Genomic DNA, 17952 nt, shown 5'->3' with positions numbered 1-17952 from the left:
AAAAAGGTTCACCGGTGTTCTAAATCTGGTATAATGAGTACATAAGTATTGCAAGGCATATCCGGCTAGAAGTTTTAGGCAGATCGACAGGCGGCAATTTCCGGGAAATGTGGCGGCAGTGTTAGATAGGGCCGGCTCAAGGGAGTGATTCGCGACGATGAACCGTTCGGAACCGATTGTCCGGCGCAAGCTTTCCGACGAGGTCTTCTTGCGGCTGAAGCGCCTGATCACCAGCGGCGAATTGATGCCGGGTGACGACATGCCGTCGGAGCGCGAACTGATGGAGCGCTTCGAGGTCGGCAGGCCGGCGATTCGCGAGGCGATGCAGGCGCTGAGCAATATGGGCCTGGTCGCGATCTCGCATGGCGAGCGCGCCAAGGTGCTGCAGCTCACGGCAAAGTCGATCATCAAGCAGGTCGATGGCGCCGCCAAGATCATCCTGTCGTCATCGAAGGACACGCTTGAGCACCTGAAGACCGCGCGCATCTTCTTCGAGCGCGGCATGGTCAGGGAAGCCGCCGAAAAGGCCACCGCCGAGGATGTGCAGCGCCTCAGGGCCACCGTTGCCGAACAGCGCGGCTTCCGTGGCGATTCCGAAGCCTTCATCTCCGCCGACATGAAATTCCATACCCAGATCGCCGCGATCTCAGGCAATCCGATCTATGTCGCCGTTAGTGAGGCGATGCTCGGCTGGCTGAAGGAATACCACACCGAAATGCTGATCTGGACCGGCAAGGAAAAGTTCACGCTGACCGAGCACGAAGAGATCATCGGCCGCATCGAGAAAAAGGATGCGGATGGCGCCGAGAAGGCGATGATCAAGCATCTCGAACGCTCGCGCGCGCTCTATGTGATGAATTCCGAAAAGTAACTTCAGCCGAGCCGGGTGATCGCGTAAGGCGTCATCACGAGATGGCCGCGGCCAAAAGCCGAAATGTCGACCGGCACTTCGTCCGCCGTCAGGTTCGCCAGCCACGCGATTGTCTTGCCCGAGGCGGAGCGCCCGGCCAGCGCCAGCACCTTGGTCTCATCGCTCGTCCTTGCCGACACATGCGCAAGGCCGGCCAGTTCGCAAAGCCCCTTGATGGCCCTGAAGAGCGGCCGGGGTGTTCCTTCCGCGACGGGTTCTCCAAATGACGCCAGCACGCCGAACGGTCCGGTGAAGCTGGAGAGCGTGAGCTGTTCCAGCCCAGCGGGCGCGATGCGCGCGGCATAGCCGATCGTCCATGCCGCCGCGAACTGGCCGGCATGGCGCGGGTCTCGGTCGGCCATGGCGATGCGCTGTCCCCCGGGATTGGGCTTGGTCGCGCCGCCATAGGGGTTCTGCCGCATGGCAATCGTCGATGGTCCGATCCGATAGGGTTTCGCCCCGAAGATCGCCCGCGCCGATTGGGTGATGAAAGGCAGCGCCTCCAGCGATTGCATGATGCTGAGATCGTCGGCGGCGTGAACGATCGGGCAAGTACAATGGGTGACGAAATCGAGCTGGTCCTCCGGCACGCGCTTGCGGTTGAGTTCGGTGAAATAGCTGAACATGCCGCCGCCGAGCCGGATGTCCGGAAAGGCGCGCCGCGCGGCCGCGTAAACGTTCTCGAGCGGCGGACAGTCCGGCCACGTGCTGCCCGGCGGTGTCGACTGCCGGTCGACCGAAGGCGACACGGCAATGGCCGAGAGTTTTAGCCCGGCCTCGCGCACCAGGCCGGCGACACCTGACATCTCGGCGTCGAGATCGCCAGCGCAGGCAACGACGCATTCGAGGGTCGTTTCGGCTGCGTAGGCAGTTGCCAGTCGGGCGAAAGCGCGCAAGGCGTCGAGCCCGTGGCCACGCGTCGGATCGTAGTGGAAGATCAGCTGTTGCGGGCCGAGCGCCGACAGCATCGAGAGCTTCGCAAGTGCGCTCTCGACATCCTCGGGATAGATGACCACGCCGATATCGGGCAGCCTTGGCCCGGCTTCGCCGAGTTCGACGCGGACCGGTTCGCTGACCATGGCGGCAGCCGGCGCGTTGCCTTTCCCTGTGATGCGCAGGCTGATCGTTTGGCGCAAGGGCTGGCCGGCAGGCAGCACATAGGGCCATGGCAACGCGAGCGGCCGCACATAGGTCTTGTAGGAGGCGTCTGACCAGTTGCGCTGGTCTTCCATCTCGAATGTATCGCCTTCCATTAGGCATTCGGCGGTGACACCAGGCCGAACCTGATGGGTGATGGCGCGGATATCCTTGAAAGGCTGCCACGGGTCGATCAGTTCGGGCAGTTTCGTCGCCACCACGATGCCGTCCGTATGCTCGACAGTGACTGGACTGCCGGCCAGCCCTGCGATCGGATGCAGGATGCAGAAGCCGCAGCGGTTGGTCTCGAAATCGCTTTCGGGGAGGGCGCCGACGTCGAAGACCAGACGGCCATCGGCGAAGCCTTTGATGGTTGCGTGGAAGCCGAGCCGGCTTCCATCGGGTCCGATGCAGCTTGCCGAATAGCTGATCGCGAAGCTCTCCGCGTCCTGATCGATGACGAGGCCCGTCAGCACCGGCTCATAGGTGCCCCAGTCGCGGTCACGTACGATATAGGCGATGGCGCGCAGCACTTCGGTGCCGCGATGGCGGATGGTGCGCAGATTGCCGTTGACGAAGTCGGCGCTGAGCGCGCCCGCGCTCAGCCTGACTGGCTCGGCCTCGAGAGCACGCGTGCCGTAGAGCAGGAAAGTGTCGGCGGTCATTTCAGCAAGGCGTCGAGTTGCACCGGTTGCCGGCTCGCGGCACCAGCATAGGCGGCCTCGACGAGCGCGAACGTCTTGAGATTGTCCGCTCCCGAGGTCGCCGGTTCGATCCCCTTTGCCAGGCAGTCTACCCAGTGCTGCTGGATGGCGACAACGCTTTCCTGGATGTTGTGCCAGGGCCGCGACGCCCATGGCAGCAGCGGCGGCGAGACGTCGGTGACGACCGTGCCGTTCTTGCCGGTGACGGTGAGCCGGTATCCCTGCGCCAGCCGGATCGTTCCGTCGCTGCCGTCGATCTCGATCAGCGTCTCGGGAAACGGCTCGGTGGCAAGCTTCGTCGCATAGCTGCAGTCGACCACGGAGGTCGCGCCGCTCTTGTGGTCCAGAAGCATCGTCGCCACATCCTCGCCCGCGATACTAGGATTGATGCGGGCGGTTCGCGACGTGATGGTCGAGACGTCGCCGAGCAGGAAGCGGGCGATGTCGAGGACATGGATACCGAGGTCCTCGATGATGAAGCGCTTTCCCGTCGCCAGATAGGGCTGGCCGGAAAACACGTCATAGCCGGAGCGGAAGGAGATGCGCCCGAAGAAAGACGTGCCGATCTCGCCGCTGTCGAGCACGGCGCGCACCGCCTGGATCGGCGACTGCCAGCGAAAATTCTCATGCACCATCAGCGGCACGCCGGCTTCCGCGCATGCCCCGACCATTGCCTTGGCGTCGGCGAGCGTCGGCGCGAACGGCTTTTGGCAGATCACCGGAACGCGATGAGCGGCCGCCATTTCGACAAGCGGACGATGGCTGGGCGCGGTGGTGGCGATGTCGACGAAGTCCAGGCTTTCGCCGGCAAAAAGTTCCGCCGCATCGGTATAGCGCTTCGCTATGCCGAACTGGTCGCCGACGATCTTGAGCCGTTCCGGGTCACGGTCGCAGATAGCAACGATCGAAGCGCCCGCAATGCCGCGCCAGGCGTGCATCTGGTTGACGGCAAAGAAGCCGCAGCCGATCAGCGCTCCACGCAACTCCGCCATGCTCAACCCGCCTTCGCCATCTGCATCAAGGTGACGCGCTGTTGAAGCCGGCGTTGTGCCTGGTCGACGACAACGGCGACGATGATGACGAGACCCTTGATCACCATTTGCCAGAACGAACTCACACCCATCATCACCAACCCGTCCGAAAGAATGCCGATGACGAAGGCGCCGACGATGGTGCCGCCGATCGTGCCGCGCCCGCCCGACATCGAGGTACCGCCGAGCACCGCCGCCGCAATGGCGTTGAGCTCGAAACTTTCGCCTGTTGCCGGATGCGAGGCCATCAGCTCGGACGAGATGATCAGGCCGACGATCGCCGCGCAGAAACCGGAGAACATATAGACGAACATCTTCACCATGTTGACACGGACGCCCGAAATCCGCGACGCCCGTTCATTGCCGCCGACGGCGAAGATATGGCGGCCGAGCGGTGTGTATTTGGCGAGATAGGCGGCTCCCAGTGCAACGACGATCAGGATCCAGATCGCCACCGGCAGGCCAAGCAGCCGGCCTGCACCGAGGAAACCGAAACCGGTGGTGCCAAGCTCCGGCTTGCCGACGAGGTTGGGAAAGGTGCGGCCATCCGACGACAGCAGCGCCAGGCCGCGCGCGACATAGAGCACGCCAAGCGTGGCGATGAACGGCGCGACGTTCAGCCGGGTGATCAGCAAGCCGTTGACGGCGCCGATCAATATGCCGACGGCAAGCGTGATCAGCGCGATCTCGAAGACGTTGAAATAGATGGTGTAGCCGATCTGCAGGTCGATGCCATTGAGCACGAGATAGCCGGCCACCATGCCGCACAGGCCGACGATCGAGCCGACCGAAAGGTCGATGCCGCCGGTGATGATGACGAAGGTCATGCCCATCGCCAGGAACGCGTTCAGCGCCACGTGCTTCGACATCAGGATCAGATTGGCGGTCGACAGGAAATTCGGCGCCGCGATCGAGAAGAAGATCAGCACGGCGATAAGCGCGATGAAGGTCCTGAGCTTCATCAGCGTCAACAGCACGGAGCCGCTGGAAGCGGAATGAGCGGCCGCCTTGGCTGGGATGTCAGTCATGGGCGGTGCTCTCCGTGTGTGGGACCGGTCCGTGGCCAAGCGCCGAAGCAGCGACGAGTGCCGCCTCCGTCGCCTCGGCACGGTCGAACATGCCGGTCAGTTTTCCGTTGCTCATCACCGCGATGCGGTCGGACAGCGCCATCACCTCATCGAGGTCGGAGGTGGCGAACAAAATCCCCAATCCGTCGCGGGACAGTTTGCGCATGGTGCGGAAGACGTCTGCCTTGGCGCCGACATCGATGCCTCGGCTGGGTTCGTCCATTAGCAGCACCTTGGGTTCGGTGAGCAGCGCCTTGCCGATCACCACCTTCTGCTGGTTGCCGCCCGACAGCGAAGACACTTCCTGCGCCGGGTCGGCGACCTTGATCGCCAGTTCCCGCACCATCTGCGTCACCGCCTGCCTTTCGTCGGCGCCACGGATATGGAACAGGCGGGCAAATCGCGACAGGCTGGCTAGCGTCAGATTGCTGGCGACCGAGAGGATCGACACCAGCCCTTCGCGCTGGCGATCCTCGGGGATCAATGCCAGGCCACGCCGGATGCGCCGCGTCGTGTCGCGCTCCTTGACCTTTTTACCGCCAATGAAGATCGCGCCTGTCGAATGGCCGTGGCGGCCCATGATGCAGTCGAACAATTCGCTGCGACCGGCGCCCATCAGGCCGTAGATGCCGAGGATCTCGCCGGCGCGCAGCGACAGCGAGACATGGTCGACGGCAAGCCCGCCGATAGCGCGCGGCAGGCAGATGTCCTCGGCTCGAAAGATCTCCTCGCCCGGAAGATGGCCGTCAGCCTTGGCGAAATCCTTGGCGTCGGAACCGATCATCTGGCGAACGATCCATTGCGTGTCGACGTTCTTCATCTCCTCCTGGCCGGTGATGCGGCCGTCGCGCAGCACGGTGATGTAGTCGCCGATGCGGATCAGCTCTTCCAGCCGGTGCGAGATGTAGACGATGGCCACGCCGCGCGCCTTGAGGTCGGCGATCACCTTGAACAGGATCTCGACCTCCGCAGCGCTCAGCGCCGAGGTCGGCTCGTCCATGATCAGGATTCGCGCATCGAGCGAAACCGCCTTGGCGATCTCGACCAACTGCTGCTGGCCGATGCGCAAATCCTCGACCAGCATGTCGGGCCGTATGCCGGCTTGCAGGCGTTCCAGAAATTCAGCCGCACGGCGCTCCTGTTCCTTGCGGTCGATCTTGCCGAAGCGGTTGGTGATCTCCCGGGTGGCGAAAATATTCTCGGCGACGCTCATGTTGCCGAACAGGTTCAGCTCCTGGAACACCATGCCGATGCCGCGGTTCACCGCATCGCCGGATGACGAGAAGGAGACCTCTTCGCCCTCCAGCAGGATGCGGCCGGCTGTCGGCCGTTCGACACCGGCGATAATCTTCATCAGCGTCGACTTGCCGGCACCGTTTTCGCCGACCAGCACGTTGACCGCGCCCTTGCGCACCTCGAAATTGGCGCGCTTGACCGCAACGGTGCCGGAATAGACCTTGGAGACGTCTTCGAGCTTCAGGATGATTTCGCGCTCTGCTGTCGCGCTCATGGCTTCGGCCCGATCTCTGCCTCCGCCGGCGTCACCAGCGGCAGGTCCTGGCCGCTCCCCAGCGTATAGGCGCCCAGCACTTTGGTACTGCGGCCTTCCAGCGCTTCGCGCGGCAGCTTGGAGAGCACCGTCTTGTCGGTGTAGCTGTTGAACGCCTTGCCGAACTGGGCGAAGTCGATCTGGTTGGTGAAGTCGTTGAACTGGATGAAGTCCAGGCTGTCGCGCAGCGCGGTACCGCGCACCGCCGGTCCGATCTGCACTCGTGCATCGGCTTTGCCGTCGCCGTCGACATCGACGTCGACGGTTGCCGCCCGCGACTGCGTGTTGGCCGCGACGATCTTGCCTTCCAGCCGAACCGCGAAAGTCCAAGGCGAATTCGCCTGCTTGTTCGGATTGCCGTATTTGGCGCCGGCAGCCGATGGATCGGTTGTCGCCAGGGTGTGAACCTGCGCAAACGGTCCGGCTTTCTGCTGGAGATAGGGCACGACCTTTGCCGCCCATGTCTCTTCGACCATCTTGTCTGGATTGAAGGCGGGAGCGTTGTCTCCGGCTTCCGATTTCGTAGGCAGGATCTTGCAGGCGGTCAGGCTGATGCTGACCATCACGGTAAGGATCGGCCAGTTCGGCTTGGTGTTCAGCATGGCGGCCTGTCGTTCAGCATCGTGGGCGACCCACGGAAAATGGCGGCGAGGGGCGAAAACCGATTTTCGCCCCTCGCTATTGAAATCACGCTGGCTCAGTTCGTCAGCGCGAAGGTCTCCAGCTTGGCGGCATTGTCGCCATTGATCAGAACGCAGTCCATCAACTGCTTTTCCTTGGCCGGCGACTTCTTGTTCTTGATGAAGTCGTTGGCCTGCTCGACCGCCATCTGCGCCTGCGCGAAGGCCGGCTGCAGCACGGTTGCCTTGATACCGCCCGACGTGATGGAGTCCCGTACGTCGTTCGATCCGTCGAAGCCGACGACGATGACGTCCTTGCGGTTCGCCGCGGCAAGTGCCGCATAGGCGCCCATCGCCATCGTGTCGTTGCCGGAGATCACACCCTTGATGTCGGGGTTGGCCTGCAGGATCGATTCCATCTTGGAATAGGCTTCCGTCTGGCTCCAGTTGGCCGACTGCTGGGCAACCATCTTCAGGTCCGGATAGTCGTCGATGACGTCGTGATAGCCCTTGGAACGAATGCCGGCATTGGTGTCGGATTCCTTGCCGACCAGCTCGACGAAATTGCCCTTCTCGCCCATCAGCTTGACGAATTCCTGCGCGCCGAGCTGGGCGCCCTGGTAGTTGTTGGAGACGATCTGCGCCACGGCGACGCCGGTGGCGTTGATCTCGCGGTCGATCAGGAAGGACGGGATGCCTGCGTCCTTGGCCTTCTGCACGGCGGCGACAGTGGCGTCGGCGCCGGCATTGTCGAGGATGATCGCCTTGGCGCCGCGGCCGATCGCGGTGTCGATCAACTCGGACTGCTTGTTGGCGTCATCGTCATGGACGAGCACCAGCGCCTCATAGCCGAGTTCCTTGGCCTTGGCTTCGGCACCGACGGCTTCCGCCTTGAAGAACGGATTGTCGTGTGAGGGCGTGATAATGGCGATGAGATCCGCCGCGTAGGCGGGCACGGCCGTGCCAAGCGCCAGCATGCCGGCGAAAGCCGCAAGCGTCATTCTGCGTGTGAGTTTCATGAAGTCCTCCCGTTTGAAAATTGCCTTGATCGGCCAATGGCTTCGTCTGCATCCGAACTCGTCAGGCAGCGCGGGCCGCGGATCGCTTGGGTCAAAAAACCGTTGCCGGCTTACCCCAGGCGGATCGTTGCTCCCCAGCCATCCTCCACTCGCCAGGCTTCGAACTCCCTGCGAAACCCTGTCGATCCGAGCCATGAACAGCTAAGCCAACTGGTATGATGAGTCAACCACTAATTCAGGTGACATGTACCTGATGAGCTACCAAAACCGAGGGTCGGCAATGACAGGCCGGGCCCTCGAGGTGCTGCGTCAAGCACCTGTCTTCTCTCAGGTGATCCGCTGAATGCTGGCGGCGATCTCTTCCGGTTCGAACACCCGCTTCCAGTCGTCACGCATCAGCACCGGCTTGCCGAACTCGATCGCCTTGTTGCAGGCGTCCGAGAAAACGCCCTTGGTCTCGCCGAAGATGACGGCGCCGAGCACGTTCATATGGCCGAGCAGGAAGTCGAGCGCCGCCTGCTTGTCGACACCGCGCGCCACGACTTCGTCGACGGCTTCCTTCATCACCACCAACAACGAGGCGCACACCGTCTCCGAAAGGCCAGGCTCGAGCAGCGCCATCTGTTCGACGCTGACGCGGTGCGAACGCATCACCGGCGCCCATATGATCTTCGCGATCGCCTCGCCCTTGGCGTAGTCCTCTTCCGGCCCCTGCATCAGGGCGCTGACCATATGCTGCTTGGCCTTCACGCCGCCGAAATAGTCCTTCTTCGCGGCCATGTCCGTCTCGTCATTGAAGATCGGCGGATGGCAGGGGTGGGTGACGAAATAGGTGAGGTCCGGCCGCTTCGGCAGATGGCCGGCGAAGGGTGCTGCCGCGTCTAGCACCACCACCATCGTGCCTGATACCAGCTTGCTCTCGATGCTGGCCGCTACCTTGCCGATATGCGTGTCGGGAACGGCCAGGATCACCACATCGGCGTCCTTGAGCGCCTCGTCGGCACTGACCGTATCGAAACCCAGTCCGGTCTTCAGCCGTTCGCGGCCGGCATCGCTGACCTCGACATGGCGTATCGTGTAGGGCGACCCGCGAAAGTTGGTCGACAGGCGGTAGCCCATTTTTCCGCCAGCCCCGAACAGCGCAATCGTTGTCATCTGGTCACCACTCCTGTTCTTCGCCGACGGCATCGCCCGTCGTCAACTGATCAACTGGTATAATCACGCTACCAGATTTTGGCAATCTGATAATGACCATGCGATGCGTGCGCCGCGTCATCGGCTGCCGACGGCAAGCTCCAGCACGAGAACCATGGATGGCGCGCTCTGGATACGATTTCTAGATCACCAGAAGAAGCCCGCGCTTGCCCGCTGAGTGCGCATGGGCGCTGCTCTGCCATCCCTAGAAATAGGAGGCATCTGTTGGGGGTTGGAGGTGGGGCCGGGCGCTACTTCAAAAGGTCGACCAGCATGTCGAAAGCCGCATCGATATCGCCGCGAACCGCCGCCTGAACTGCCTGCTCGTCCCGGTCGCGCAGGGCCGCAAACATCTGTTGATGGTATGTGTTCGCGGTCGAGTAGGACCCATGCAGCATATTGAAATAGGGGCTGATCTGCAGCCATAGGTCCTTGATGATCTTGAGCAGGGTTTCGGATCCTGCTGCTCGGTAGATTGCGAAGTGGAAGGTGTAATTCGCCCTCAGATAGGCCTTTACGTCGTCCGCGCCATTCGCGCGTTCCAGCGAGTCCAGATCGCGCGCGAAAATCGCAAGATCCGCATCACTCCGGTTCTGTGAGGCCCAGCCGGCGGCGATGGCCTCTATCTCAAAACGTACATTGCGCAAATCGGTGAGCCGCTCGCGGCTGAGCGCCGGAATACCAATGGAGCGCCCGGATACCACGGTCAGCGCGTTGGCTGCCGTCAGGCGCCGCAGCGCTTCCCTGACCGGCATCGGGCTGACGCCAAAGGCGTCGGCGAGGCTCTGAACCGTGACCATCTCGCCCGGTACGATGCTGCCGTCGAGGATCAGTTCGGTGACCTGATTATAGACCCGGTCCTGCAGAGTTTCCTTGGACAGTGGAATGATCTCGACACCAGGCTTCCTGAACGCCGATCCAGCCATCTCCGGTCAACCTTCCCGCCCAACGGCGACACTATTGCTTGTGTCGGAATGCAAGGTTCGTGGTGCCACGTCAAGCGGCTGACATAGCCGTTTTGATATAAACGATTTCATCATTGATATTTGATCAAATCATGTTACGGTCGCTGGCATCGAATGGCAAAGGTTACGTTTTGTGCCCTTGGGAGGCATTCGGTCGTTCTGTTTGGGAGGAGTTTCACATGGGTATCGGATCGAAAGTCCGGCGGCTCGCGCTGCTGGCTGGGATGGCTGCATGCGCCTTCGGCCTGTCCGCCGCGCAGGCAGCCGAGAAGCACAAGATCTTTCTCAGCATGAGTTACATCGGCAATGATTGGCAAGCGGAGGCGGCCAACATGGTCAAGGCCATGGCCGCCCACAAGAGCCTGGCCGACAAGGTCGACCTGCAGGTCCAGGTCGCTGGCCCCAACGCGCAACGCCAGATTCAGCAGATCAACGCAATGGTGCAAAGCGGCGCCGAGGCCATCGTCGTATATCCGATCTCGCCGACCGCGCTCAACCAGGTCGTCAAGAATGCCTGCGACAAGGGCGTGAAGGTCTTTGCCTACGACGCCGAGATCACCGAGCCTTGTGCCTACAACGTCCACATCGACCAGCTGGAAGCCGGCAGGGTGACCGCCGAATGGCTGGTCAAGAAGCTCAACGGCAAGGGCAACATCATCGCCATCACGGGTGTCCCGGGAACATCCGTCGACGATCAGCGGACAAAAGCCGCCAAGGAAGTCTTCGCCAAATATCCTGATATCAAGATCGTCGGCGAGGCTGTCGGCATGTGGAGCCAGGCGGTCGCCCGCACCGAACTTTCGAAAATCCTGGCCACCCGCAATTGGGACGACATCAACGGGCTGTGGATGCAGGTCGGCTGCTTCACCGCCAACTCGATGCAGCTCGAGGCCGGCAAGAAGACAAGCGAACTCCTGCCTTGCGCCGGCGAAGGTTCCAATGGCGGCCGCATCCAGATGCTGCCGGAGGGCACCGAAGTCGAAGGTGCGGCCGCCCCTTACGCGCCGGCCGGCGCACAACGCATTTCCTACGCCTCGCCGCCTTATTCGGGTGCGCTGGCGCTGAAGCTTGCCGTCGAGGCGATCGAAGGCAAGGACGTGCCGAAGACCACCATCCTGCCGCTGCCGCTCGTCACCAATGAGACGATCAAGCTGTGCGACGAAGGCACATGGGCGGAGATGAAGGCCGGCTGCAACGCCTTCAAGCCGTCGCTGGTCTCCAATCCGGGCTGGTTTGCCTCGATCTTCTCGGACCAGACACCCGAGGTCGGCCTTAATGCTGCCCTCGTCGGACAACCGGAGAACTAAGCCTCCCAAGGCGCGTGTGACGATGCACGGACTGTTGTCCGTGCATCGTCAATCCATGCCAAGCCCGGCGATCGAGGACAATGACAGAACATTCCGAGCTCCCCGCCATCGAGATCGACGGTATCAGCAAGGCGTTCGGCCCGACCGTCGCGCTGGACGGCGTGTCGTTTGCGATCGCGCCCGGCAGCGTCCATGCCCTGCTCGGTGAAAACGGAGCGGGCAAGTCGACACTGGTGAAGCTGCTGTCCGGACTGGTCCGGCCGAGCCAAGGCCATGTCCGTGTCTTCGGCAAGGAGATCGCTTGCGGCGCACCGCGCGCAGCACATGCGCTCGGTATGCAGACAGCATTCCAGGAGATGACCCTGGTGCGTGACCTCTCCGTCCTCGACAACATGATGCTGCCTTACGCCCCCGTCGGCATCTCCGGCCTGATCCGCCGCGGTGCCGCCCGCAAGGCCGTCCGCCGCCATATCGAAGATCTCGGTTTTTCCGTCGATCTCGATGCCGAGGTGAGTGAGCTCGAGCTTTCGGTGCGCCAGAAGATCGAGATCGCGCGTGCCGTCTACCGCAAGCCGCGCATCCTTTTGCTCGACGAACCGACCTCGACGCTCGCCGGCCGCGACGTCGACTGGCTGGGCGACATCATCGCCAGGCTGAAGGCGGCCGGCACCACCATCGTTTTCATCACCCATCGCATGCGCGAGGTCCGTGCCTTCTGCGAGACGTTGACGATCCTGAGAAACGGCCGCCACGTCGTCACCGCGCCGGTTGCCGATGTCTCGGATGGCGACGTCATCGAAAAGATCATCGGCCGCAGCATCGAGCAGACCTTCCCGCCCAAGCCGGACAGCGCCCAGGCCTTCGGCCCGCCGGTTCTGGGCGTGCGCGATCTCAAGGTCGGGCGCAAGCTCGACGGCGCTGGCTTCGATCTGCGCAAGGGCGAAATCCTCGGCGTCGCGGGGTTGCAGGGCATGGGCCAGCAGGACCTATTCCTGGCCTGCTTCGGCATGGCCGAAATCACCCGCGGCCACATCCTCGTCGACGGCCGCAAGGTCTGGCTCGGTTCGCCGGCCGATGCTTTGCGCCCCAACATGGCCATCGGCCTGGTGCCGGAAGACCGCAAATCCGAAGGCCTGTTCCTGAAACTGTCGGGCAGCCAGAACGCCACTCTGCCCGTGATATCGCGCTTCACACGGCTAGGTCTTGTCGACGGGCAAGCCGAGACCCGCTCCGTCGAGGCGGCATTCGCCACTGTCGAGGTCGACCGCCGCGCGCTTTGGACGCGGGCCGGTGCGTTTTCCGGGGGCAACCAGCAGAAAATCGCCATCGCCAAATGGCTGGTGGCGCAGAGCCGCATCCTGCTGTTGTTCGATCCCACCCGAGGCATCGACGTCGGCACCAAGCACGAGCTTTATGTGATGATGCGAAACTACGTGGCTTCGGGCGGTTCGATCCTGCTGCACTCGACCGAGATTCCCGAACTCGTCCATCAATGCGACCGGGTCCTGGTTCTCTACGATGGGCGCATCGCCGCCGAACTCGAAGGCGACGCCATCACCGAACCGGCCATCATGCGCCCGGCGCTCGGGCATGCCGGGGAAGCCGCCGCATGAGCAGCGCAGCAGCCTCATCCCCCGCTACCGGCGGCGTCGGACTGCGCCGTGCGCTGATGCGCAATCGCGGCGCGCTGATCGCCGCGGCCGTCCTGGCGATCCTGCTCTTCGTTGTCGACTGGATCAGCGCCGGGCCGCTGACATATTTCGACGTGTCGTTCCTGTCGAGCGGCGGCGCCACCTCGGCGCTCGCGGCGATCGGCCAGACCATCGTCATCCTGTCGGGCGGCTTCGACCTGTCCGCCGGCGCGGTGATATCGCTGGTCAATGCCGTGCTGGCATCGAGCATGGACCCGATGGCGCCGGGCGCCAGCATCATCCTGTGGACCGCCGTCGGCATCGGCGTCGGCATGGCGGTGGGCGCCTTCAACGGCTTCTTCATTGCGGTGCTGCGCATGCAGCCGATCGTGGTGACGCTGTCGACCATGTTCATCCTGCAAGGCGTGACGCTGCTGGTGATGGACAAGCCCGGTGGCTTCGTGTCGCCCGATCTCGGTACCTTCTATCTCGGCGACGCGATCGCCGGCTGGCTGCCGATGCCGCTGGTGGTGATCGGCGTCGTCCTGCTCGCCTGGTTCTGGCTGAAGGGAACCCGCTTCGGCACAGCACTTTATGCGGTTGGCAGCGATCCGGACTCGGCCGCTTCCGTCGGCATCAATGTCGTGCTGGTGCGCTTTGCCGTCTATGTCATCGCCGGCGGCTGCTATGGCCTTGCCGGCGTGTTCATCAGCGCCCAGACCGGCAGCGGCGATCCGCTGGTCGGCAATCCGCTGCTCTTGTCGATGTTCGCGGCGGTCGTCGTCGGCGGCACGCGCCTCGGTGGCGGGCAGGGCGGCCCGGTGGGCTCTGTCTTCGGCGCCTACATCCTGATGATCGTGGTGAACATCCTGCTGGTGCTCAACGTATCGGCCTATTATTCGACCATTGCCGAAGGCACCATTCTGGTGCTGGCAGCACTTGCCGGCTCGATCTCCCATGCATCGGTGCTTGCCGTGCAATTGCGCGCCGCGCGCGCCCGGCTTGCCGCTTGGCGCGCCGGCATATTGCCCTCGCAACTCGAGCGCGTGGACCGGCGTCTCAAGATCGCCGAGCCAGCCCATGCCCAGCGCAATCCGGCATCGCCGCGCCCTGCCTTCCATCTACGCAACGCGGAAACGTTGCGCTATGCGCTGCCCGCCTATGTCTGCCTGTTGCTCATCGTGGTCGTCACGCAGGTCTGGCTCGGCCGCGCCATCCTCAATCCGGGTTACTGGAATTCGCTGCTGGTGCTGTCGTCCTTCCTCGCCGTCCTAGCGCTCGGGCAGGGAACCGTCATCCTGACCGGCGGCCTCGATCTCTCCGTGCCGTGGACGATCGGCATCTCCGGCATCATCCTGGCCGGCATGGTCAACGGCTCCGACGCGGCCCTTGTCTACGCCTTGCCGGTCGTTCTGGTGATGGCTTGCGCCATCGGCTTCGCCAATGGTTTCGGCATCGTCTATCTCGGCATATCGCCGATCGTCATGACGCTTGCCACCAACGGCATTCTGCAAGGCTGTGCGCTGCTCTATTCGCAGGGAACGCCGGCCGGGTTTTCCTCGCCGATGCTGCGCTGGGTCATGACGGCCAAGCTCGCCGGCCTGCTGACCCCAATCGTCCTGCTGATGGTCGTCTTTGTCGTCGCAGCGGTACTGCTGCTTGGCCGCACCCCGTTCGGACGACGCGTCTACGGCATCGGCAATGGGCTGCGCGCGGCGCGCTTGTCGGGCATCGGCGTCGAGCGCACGCTGATCCTGGTCTATATGCTTTCGGCCGTCTGCGCGGCTGTTGTCGGCGTCATGCTGACCGGCTTTTCGGGTCAGGCAAGCCTCGGCATGGGCGACGACTATCTGTTGCCGTCGATCGCCGTGGTGGTGGTCGGCGGCGCGCTGATCACCGGTGGGCGCGGCCACTATCTCGGCATGCTCGGCGGCGTGTTGTTGCTGACCGCGCTGCAGATGCTGCTCGCCGGCACCACGCTTCCCTATGCCACGAGGGCAATTCTTTACGGACTGGTCGTTCTGGGCGCCGTCATGGCGCTGCGCGAACGGCGGCTGCAATGAGAAGGACAGGACGATGAGCACAAGAGCCCCGGCATCTGCGGACGAATTTCTGACTGGGCTGAAAGGCCAGCGCGTGCTGGTGACGGCAGGCGCCGGCGGCATCGGTTTTGCCATAGCCGACACGCTGTCACGCCTCGGTGCCCGCATCGTCGTCTGCGACGTTTCCGACGAGGCGCTGGCCGCTGCTCCCGGCAAGATCGATCTGGTCGCCGCTGTGAAGGCGGATGTTTCGCGCGACGATGACGTCGACCGGCTGTTCGAGGCGGTCGAGAAAGAACTCGGCGGGCTCGACGCGCTGATCAACAATGCCGGCATTGCCGGGCCGACCGGCGGTGTCGACGAAATCGACCCGGCCGACTGGCGGCGCTGCATCGACATCTGCCTGACTGGCCAGTTCCTGTGCGCCCGGCGCGCCGTGCCGCTGATCAAGGCGGCGGGCGGCGGCTCGATCGTCTCGATGTCGTCGGCCGCCGGCCGCCATGGCTACGCCTTCCGCACACCCTATTCGGCGGCCAAGTTCGGTGTCATCGGTTTCACGCAGAGTCTCGCCAAGGAGCTCGGGCCGCACGCTATCAGGGTCAACGCCATCCTGCCCGGCATCATCGAAGGGCCGCGCATCGAAGGTGTTATCTCGGCGCGCGCCAAGCAGGTCGGTATCAGCCACGAGGAAATGACCGGACGCTATCTGCAGAATATCTCGCTGCGCCGCATGACTAGCCCCTATGATGTCGCATCGATGGTCGCCTTCCTGCTCTCCGATGCGGGGATCAATATTTCCGGCCAGTCGCTCGGCGTCGACGGCAATGTCGAAACACTTTGAGGAGCCGATCCATGGCCAATGTCGCAATTGTCGGAAGCGGGTTCATCGGGCGGGCCTGGGCAATCAGCTTTGCCCGTGCCGGCCATGACGTGCGGATGTGGGATCAGTCGCCCGCTGCGACCGGCGGCGCCCGCGACTACATTGCCGGCGTGCTCGGTGACCTTGCCGCAAACGACCTGCTGCGCGGTCAGTCCGTCGACACTGTGCTTGGCCGGATCACCATTGTCGCGGAGCTGGCAAAGGCGCTGGCGGGTGCGGTCCATATCCAGGAGAACACACCTGAAAACCTCGAGGTGAAGCGGGAGGTATTCTCGCTGATCGACACGCTTGCCGATCCGCGGACAGTCATCGCCAGTTCCACCTCGGCGCTGTTGCCGTCGAAATTCACCGACCATCTGCAAGGACGGCATCGCTGTCTGGTCGTGCATCCGATCAATCCGCCCTATCTCATTCCGGCGGCCGAAATCGTGCCGGCGCCATGGACGTCCGCCGAGACGGTCGAGAGAACCCGCGCCTTCCTCATCGACGCCGGTCATGCGCCCCTGGTGATGAAGCGCGAACTCGACGGCTTCATCATGAACCGCCTGCAAGGCGCATTGCTTGAGGAGGCTTTCCGGCTTGTCGCCGACGGCTACGCCAGCGTCGAGGATGTCGACATCGGCATCCGCGACGGGCTGGCGCTGCGTTGGTCGTTCATGGGGCCTTTCGAGACCATCGATCTCAATGCACCTGGCGGCGTGCGCGACTATGTCGAGCGTTATCAGTCGATCTATTCGAACATTTTCCCGCAGATGCTGCGGCGCGTCGACTGGGCGGGCGAGGTGATGAAAACCGTCGAAGCCGACCGCCGCGAACGCCTGCCACGCGAAAACCTCGGCGAACGGCAGGTATGGCGTGATCGTCGGCTGATGGCGCTGGCGGCACACAAGAAAAAATCGGACCAGGAGTACGGACAATGATCGAAACGAGCCGCAAGCCAGGTGCTGCGCAGACCAGGGGCAAGGTCATCATCACCTGCGCGGTGACGGGCGCCATCCACACGCCGACCATGTCGCCCTATCTGCCGATCACTCCTGACCAGATCGCTTCTGAGGCGATCGCGGCTGCCGAAGCCGGTGCCGCAATCCTGCATCTGCATGCGCGCGATCCGGAAACCGGCAAGCCCGACCAGACGCCGGAGGCCTTCGCTCGCTTCCTGCCGCGCGTCAAGCAAGGCACCAACGCCGCCATCAACATCACCACCGGTGGCAGCCCGTACATGAAGCTCGAGGAGCGCGTGCGCCCGGCCGCCCAGTTCAAACCGGAAGTCGCCTCGCTCAACATGGGCTCGATCAATTTCGGGCTCTATCACCTCGCCGACAAATACGAGACCTTCAAGTTCGACTGGGAAAAGCCGCATCTGGAAGCGACCCGCGACCTCGTCTTTCGCAACTCGTTCAAGGACATCGAGTACATCCTGGCGACCTGCTACGACAACGGCACGCGCTTCGAGTTCGAGTGCTACGACATCGCTCATCTTTACAACCTCTCGCACTTCGCCGACCGCGGGTTGGTGAAGCCGCCTTTCTTCGTGCAGTCGGTGTTCGGACTGCTCGGCGGTATCGGCACCCATCCCGAAGACGTCGCCCATATGAAGCGCACTGCCGACCGGCTGTTCGGCGACCAGTTCCGCTGGTCGGTTCTCGGCGCTGGCGCCAGCCAGCTCCGCATCGCCGCGCAATCGGCAGCGCTTGGCGGCAACATCCGCGTCGGGCTGGAGGACAGTCTGTGGGCGGGCAAAGGCAAGCTTGCCAAATCGAACGCTGAGCAGGTCTTGCTGGCCCGCAAGATCATCGAAGGGCTCGGCATGGAGGTGGCGACGCCCGATGAGGCACGCGAAATCCTGTCATTGAAAGGCGGGGACAAGGTCGCTTTCTAAATCGTTGCGTGGCGCCA

15 protein-coding genes are annotated in these 17952 nt (G+C 63.2%); 7 read left to right on the top strand and 8 right to left on the bottom strand.

Features of this window, described 5'->3' with window-relative positions; genetic code table 11:
• Nucleotides 1-157 precede the first annotated feature (157 nt).
• Entirely contained in the window at nucleotides 158-871 is a 714-nt protein-coding gene (locus NKI69_RS17765) for a transcriptional regulator NanR (RefSeq protein WP_023808899.1), read from the top strand.
• 2 nt (nucleotides 872-873) lie between these two features.
• Here the strand turns inward: NKI69_RS17765 and apnL are convergent, their stop codons facing one another.
• The 8 genes from apnL to NKI69_RS17725 form a co-directional block, all read right to left on the bottom strand.
• A complete protein-coding gene (gene apnL, locus NKI69_RS17760) occupies nucleotides 874-2712 on the bottom strand; it encodes a D-apionate lactonase (protein ID WP_023808898.1) in 1839 nt (612 codons plus the stop codon).
• Complete coding sequence (locus tag NKI69_RS17755; protein ID WP_023808897.1) at nucleotides 2709-3743, bottom strand: Gfo/Idh/MocA family protein; 1035 nt, start codon at nucleotides 3741-3743, stop codon at nucleotides 2709-2711. The genes apnL and NKI69_RS17755 overlap by 4 nt, the downstream gene beginning before the upstream one ends.
• A 2-nt stretch (nucleotides 3744-3745) precedes the next feature.
• On the bottom strand, nucleotides 3746-4810 hold the full coding sequence (locus tag NKI69_RS17750) for an ABC transporter permease (protein ID WP_023808896.1): 1065 nt from the start codon (nucleotides 4808-4810) through the stop codon (nucleotides 3746-3748).
• Complete coding sequence (locus NKI69_RS17745; RefSeq protein ID WP_023808895.1) at nucleotides 4803-6359, bottom strand: sugar ABC transporter ATP-binding protein; 1557 nt, start codon at nucleotides 6357-6359, stop codon at nucleotides 4803-4805. Before NKI69_RS17745 ends, NKI69_RS17750 begins: the two co-directional genes overlap by 8 nt.
• Nucleotides 6356-7000 carry a DUF2291 family protein gene (locus NKI69_RS17740; RefSeq protein ID WP_023808894.1) on the bottom strand — a complete coding sequence of 215 codons (645 nt, stop codon included), beginning with the start codon at nucleotides 6998-7000 and terminating at the stop codon, nucleotides 6356-6358. The genes NKI69_RS17745 and NKI69_RS17740 overlap by 4 nt, the downstream gene beginning before the upstream one ends.
• 95 nt (nucleotides 7001-7095) lie before the next feature.
• Nucleotides 7096-8037 carry a D-ribose ABC transporter substrate-binding protein gene (locus NKI69_RS17735; protein ID WP_023808893.1) on the bottom strand — a complete coding sequence of 314 codons (942 nt, stop codon included), beginning with the start codon at nucleotides 8035-8037 and terminating at the stop codon, nucleotides 7096-7098.
• A 327-nt stretch (nucleotides 8038-8364) separates the two neighbouring features.
• The gene (locus NKI69_RS17730; RefSeq protein WP_023808892.1) at nucleotides 8365-9192 is read right to left on the bottom strand and encodes a phosphogluconate dehydrogenase C-terminal domain-containing protein; all 828 of its coding nucleotides are present in this window, start codon (nucleotides 9190-9192) and stop codon (nucleotides 8365-8367) included.
• Between the two features lie 290 nt (nucleotides 9193-9482).
• The gene (locus NKI69_RS17725; protein ID WP_013533053.1) at nucleotides 9483-10157 is read right to left on the bottom strand and encodes a GntR family transcriptional regulator; all 675 of its coding nucleotides are present in this window, start codon (nucleotides 10155-10157) and stop codon (nucleotides 9483-9485) included.
• Nucleotides 10158-10375: 218 nt separating this feature from the next.
• Here NKI69_RS17725 and NKI69_RS17720 point away from each other — a divergent pair, with 218 nt between their 5' ends.
• The 6 genes from NKI69_RS17720 (at nucleotide 10376) to kce (ending at nucleotide 17935) form a co-directional block, all read left to right on the top strand.
• Complete coding sequence (locus tag NKI69_RS17720) at nucleotides 10376-11503, top strand: sugar ABC transporter substrate-binding protein (protein WP_023808891.1); 1128 nt, start codon at nucleotides 10376-10378, stop codon at nucleotides 11501-11503.
• An 80-nt stretch (nucleotides 11504-11583) separates the two neighbouring features.
• Entirely contained in the window at nucleotides 11584-13116 is a 1533-nt protein-coding gene (locus NKI69_RS17715) for a sugar ABC transporter ATP-binding protein (RefSeq protein ID WP_023808890.1), read from the top strand.
• Nucleotides 13113-15197, top strand: a complete 2085-nt coding sequence (locus NKI69_RS17710) for an ABC transporter permease subunit (protein ID WP_023808889.1) — start codon at nucleotides 13113-13115, stop codon at nucleotides 15195-15197. The genes NKI69_RS17715 and NKI69_RS17710 overlap by 4 nt, the downstream gene beginning before the upstream one ends.
• Nucleotides 15198-15210: 13 nt before the next feature.
• Nucleotides 15211-16017: an SDR family oxidoreductase gene (locus NKI69_RS17705; protein WP_023808888.1), complete on the top strand. Its 807-nt coding sequence runs from the start codon at nucleotides 15211-15213 to the stop codon at nucleotides 16015-16017.
• Between the two features lie 11 nt (nucleotides 16018-16028).
• A complete protein-coding gene (locus NKI69_RS17700; RefSeq protein ID WP_128302338.1) occupies nucleotides 16029-16976 on the top strand; it encodes a 3-hydroxyacyl-CoA dehydrogenase in 948 nt (315 codons plus the stop codon).
• Nucleotides 16973-17935 (top strand): 3,5-dioxohexanoate:acetyl-CoA acetone transferase, encoded by a 963-nt coding sequence (gene kce, locus NKI69_RS17695; RefSeq protein WP_352722209.1) that lies wholly within the window; start codon nucleotides 16973-16975, stop codon nucleotides 17933-17935. Before NKI69_RS17700 ends, kce begins: the two co-directional genes overlap by 4 nt.
• Nucleotides 17936-17952: the final 17 nt, after the last annotated feature.

The organism is Mesorhizobium sp. M0491 (assembly GCF_040321265.1).
Classification (GTDB): domain Bacteria; phylum Pseudomonadota; class Alphaproteobacteria; order Rhizobiales; family Rhizobiaceae; genus Mesorhizobium.
Note: the sequence above shows the minus strand (reverse complement) of the source record. Positions and strands in the feature narration are given on the sequence as shown.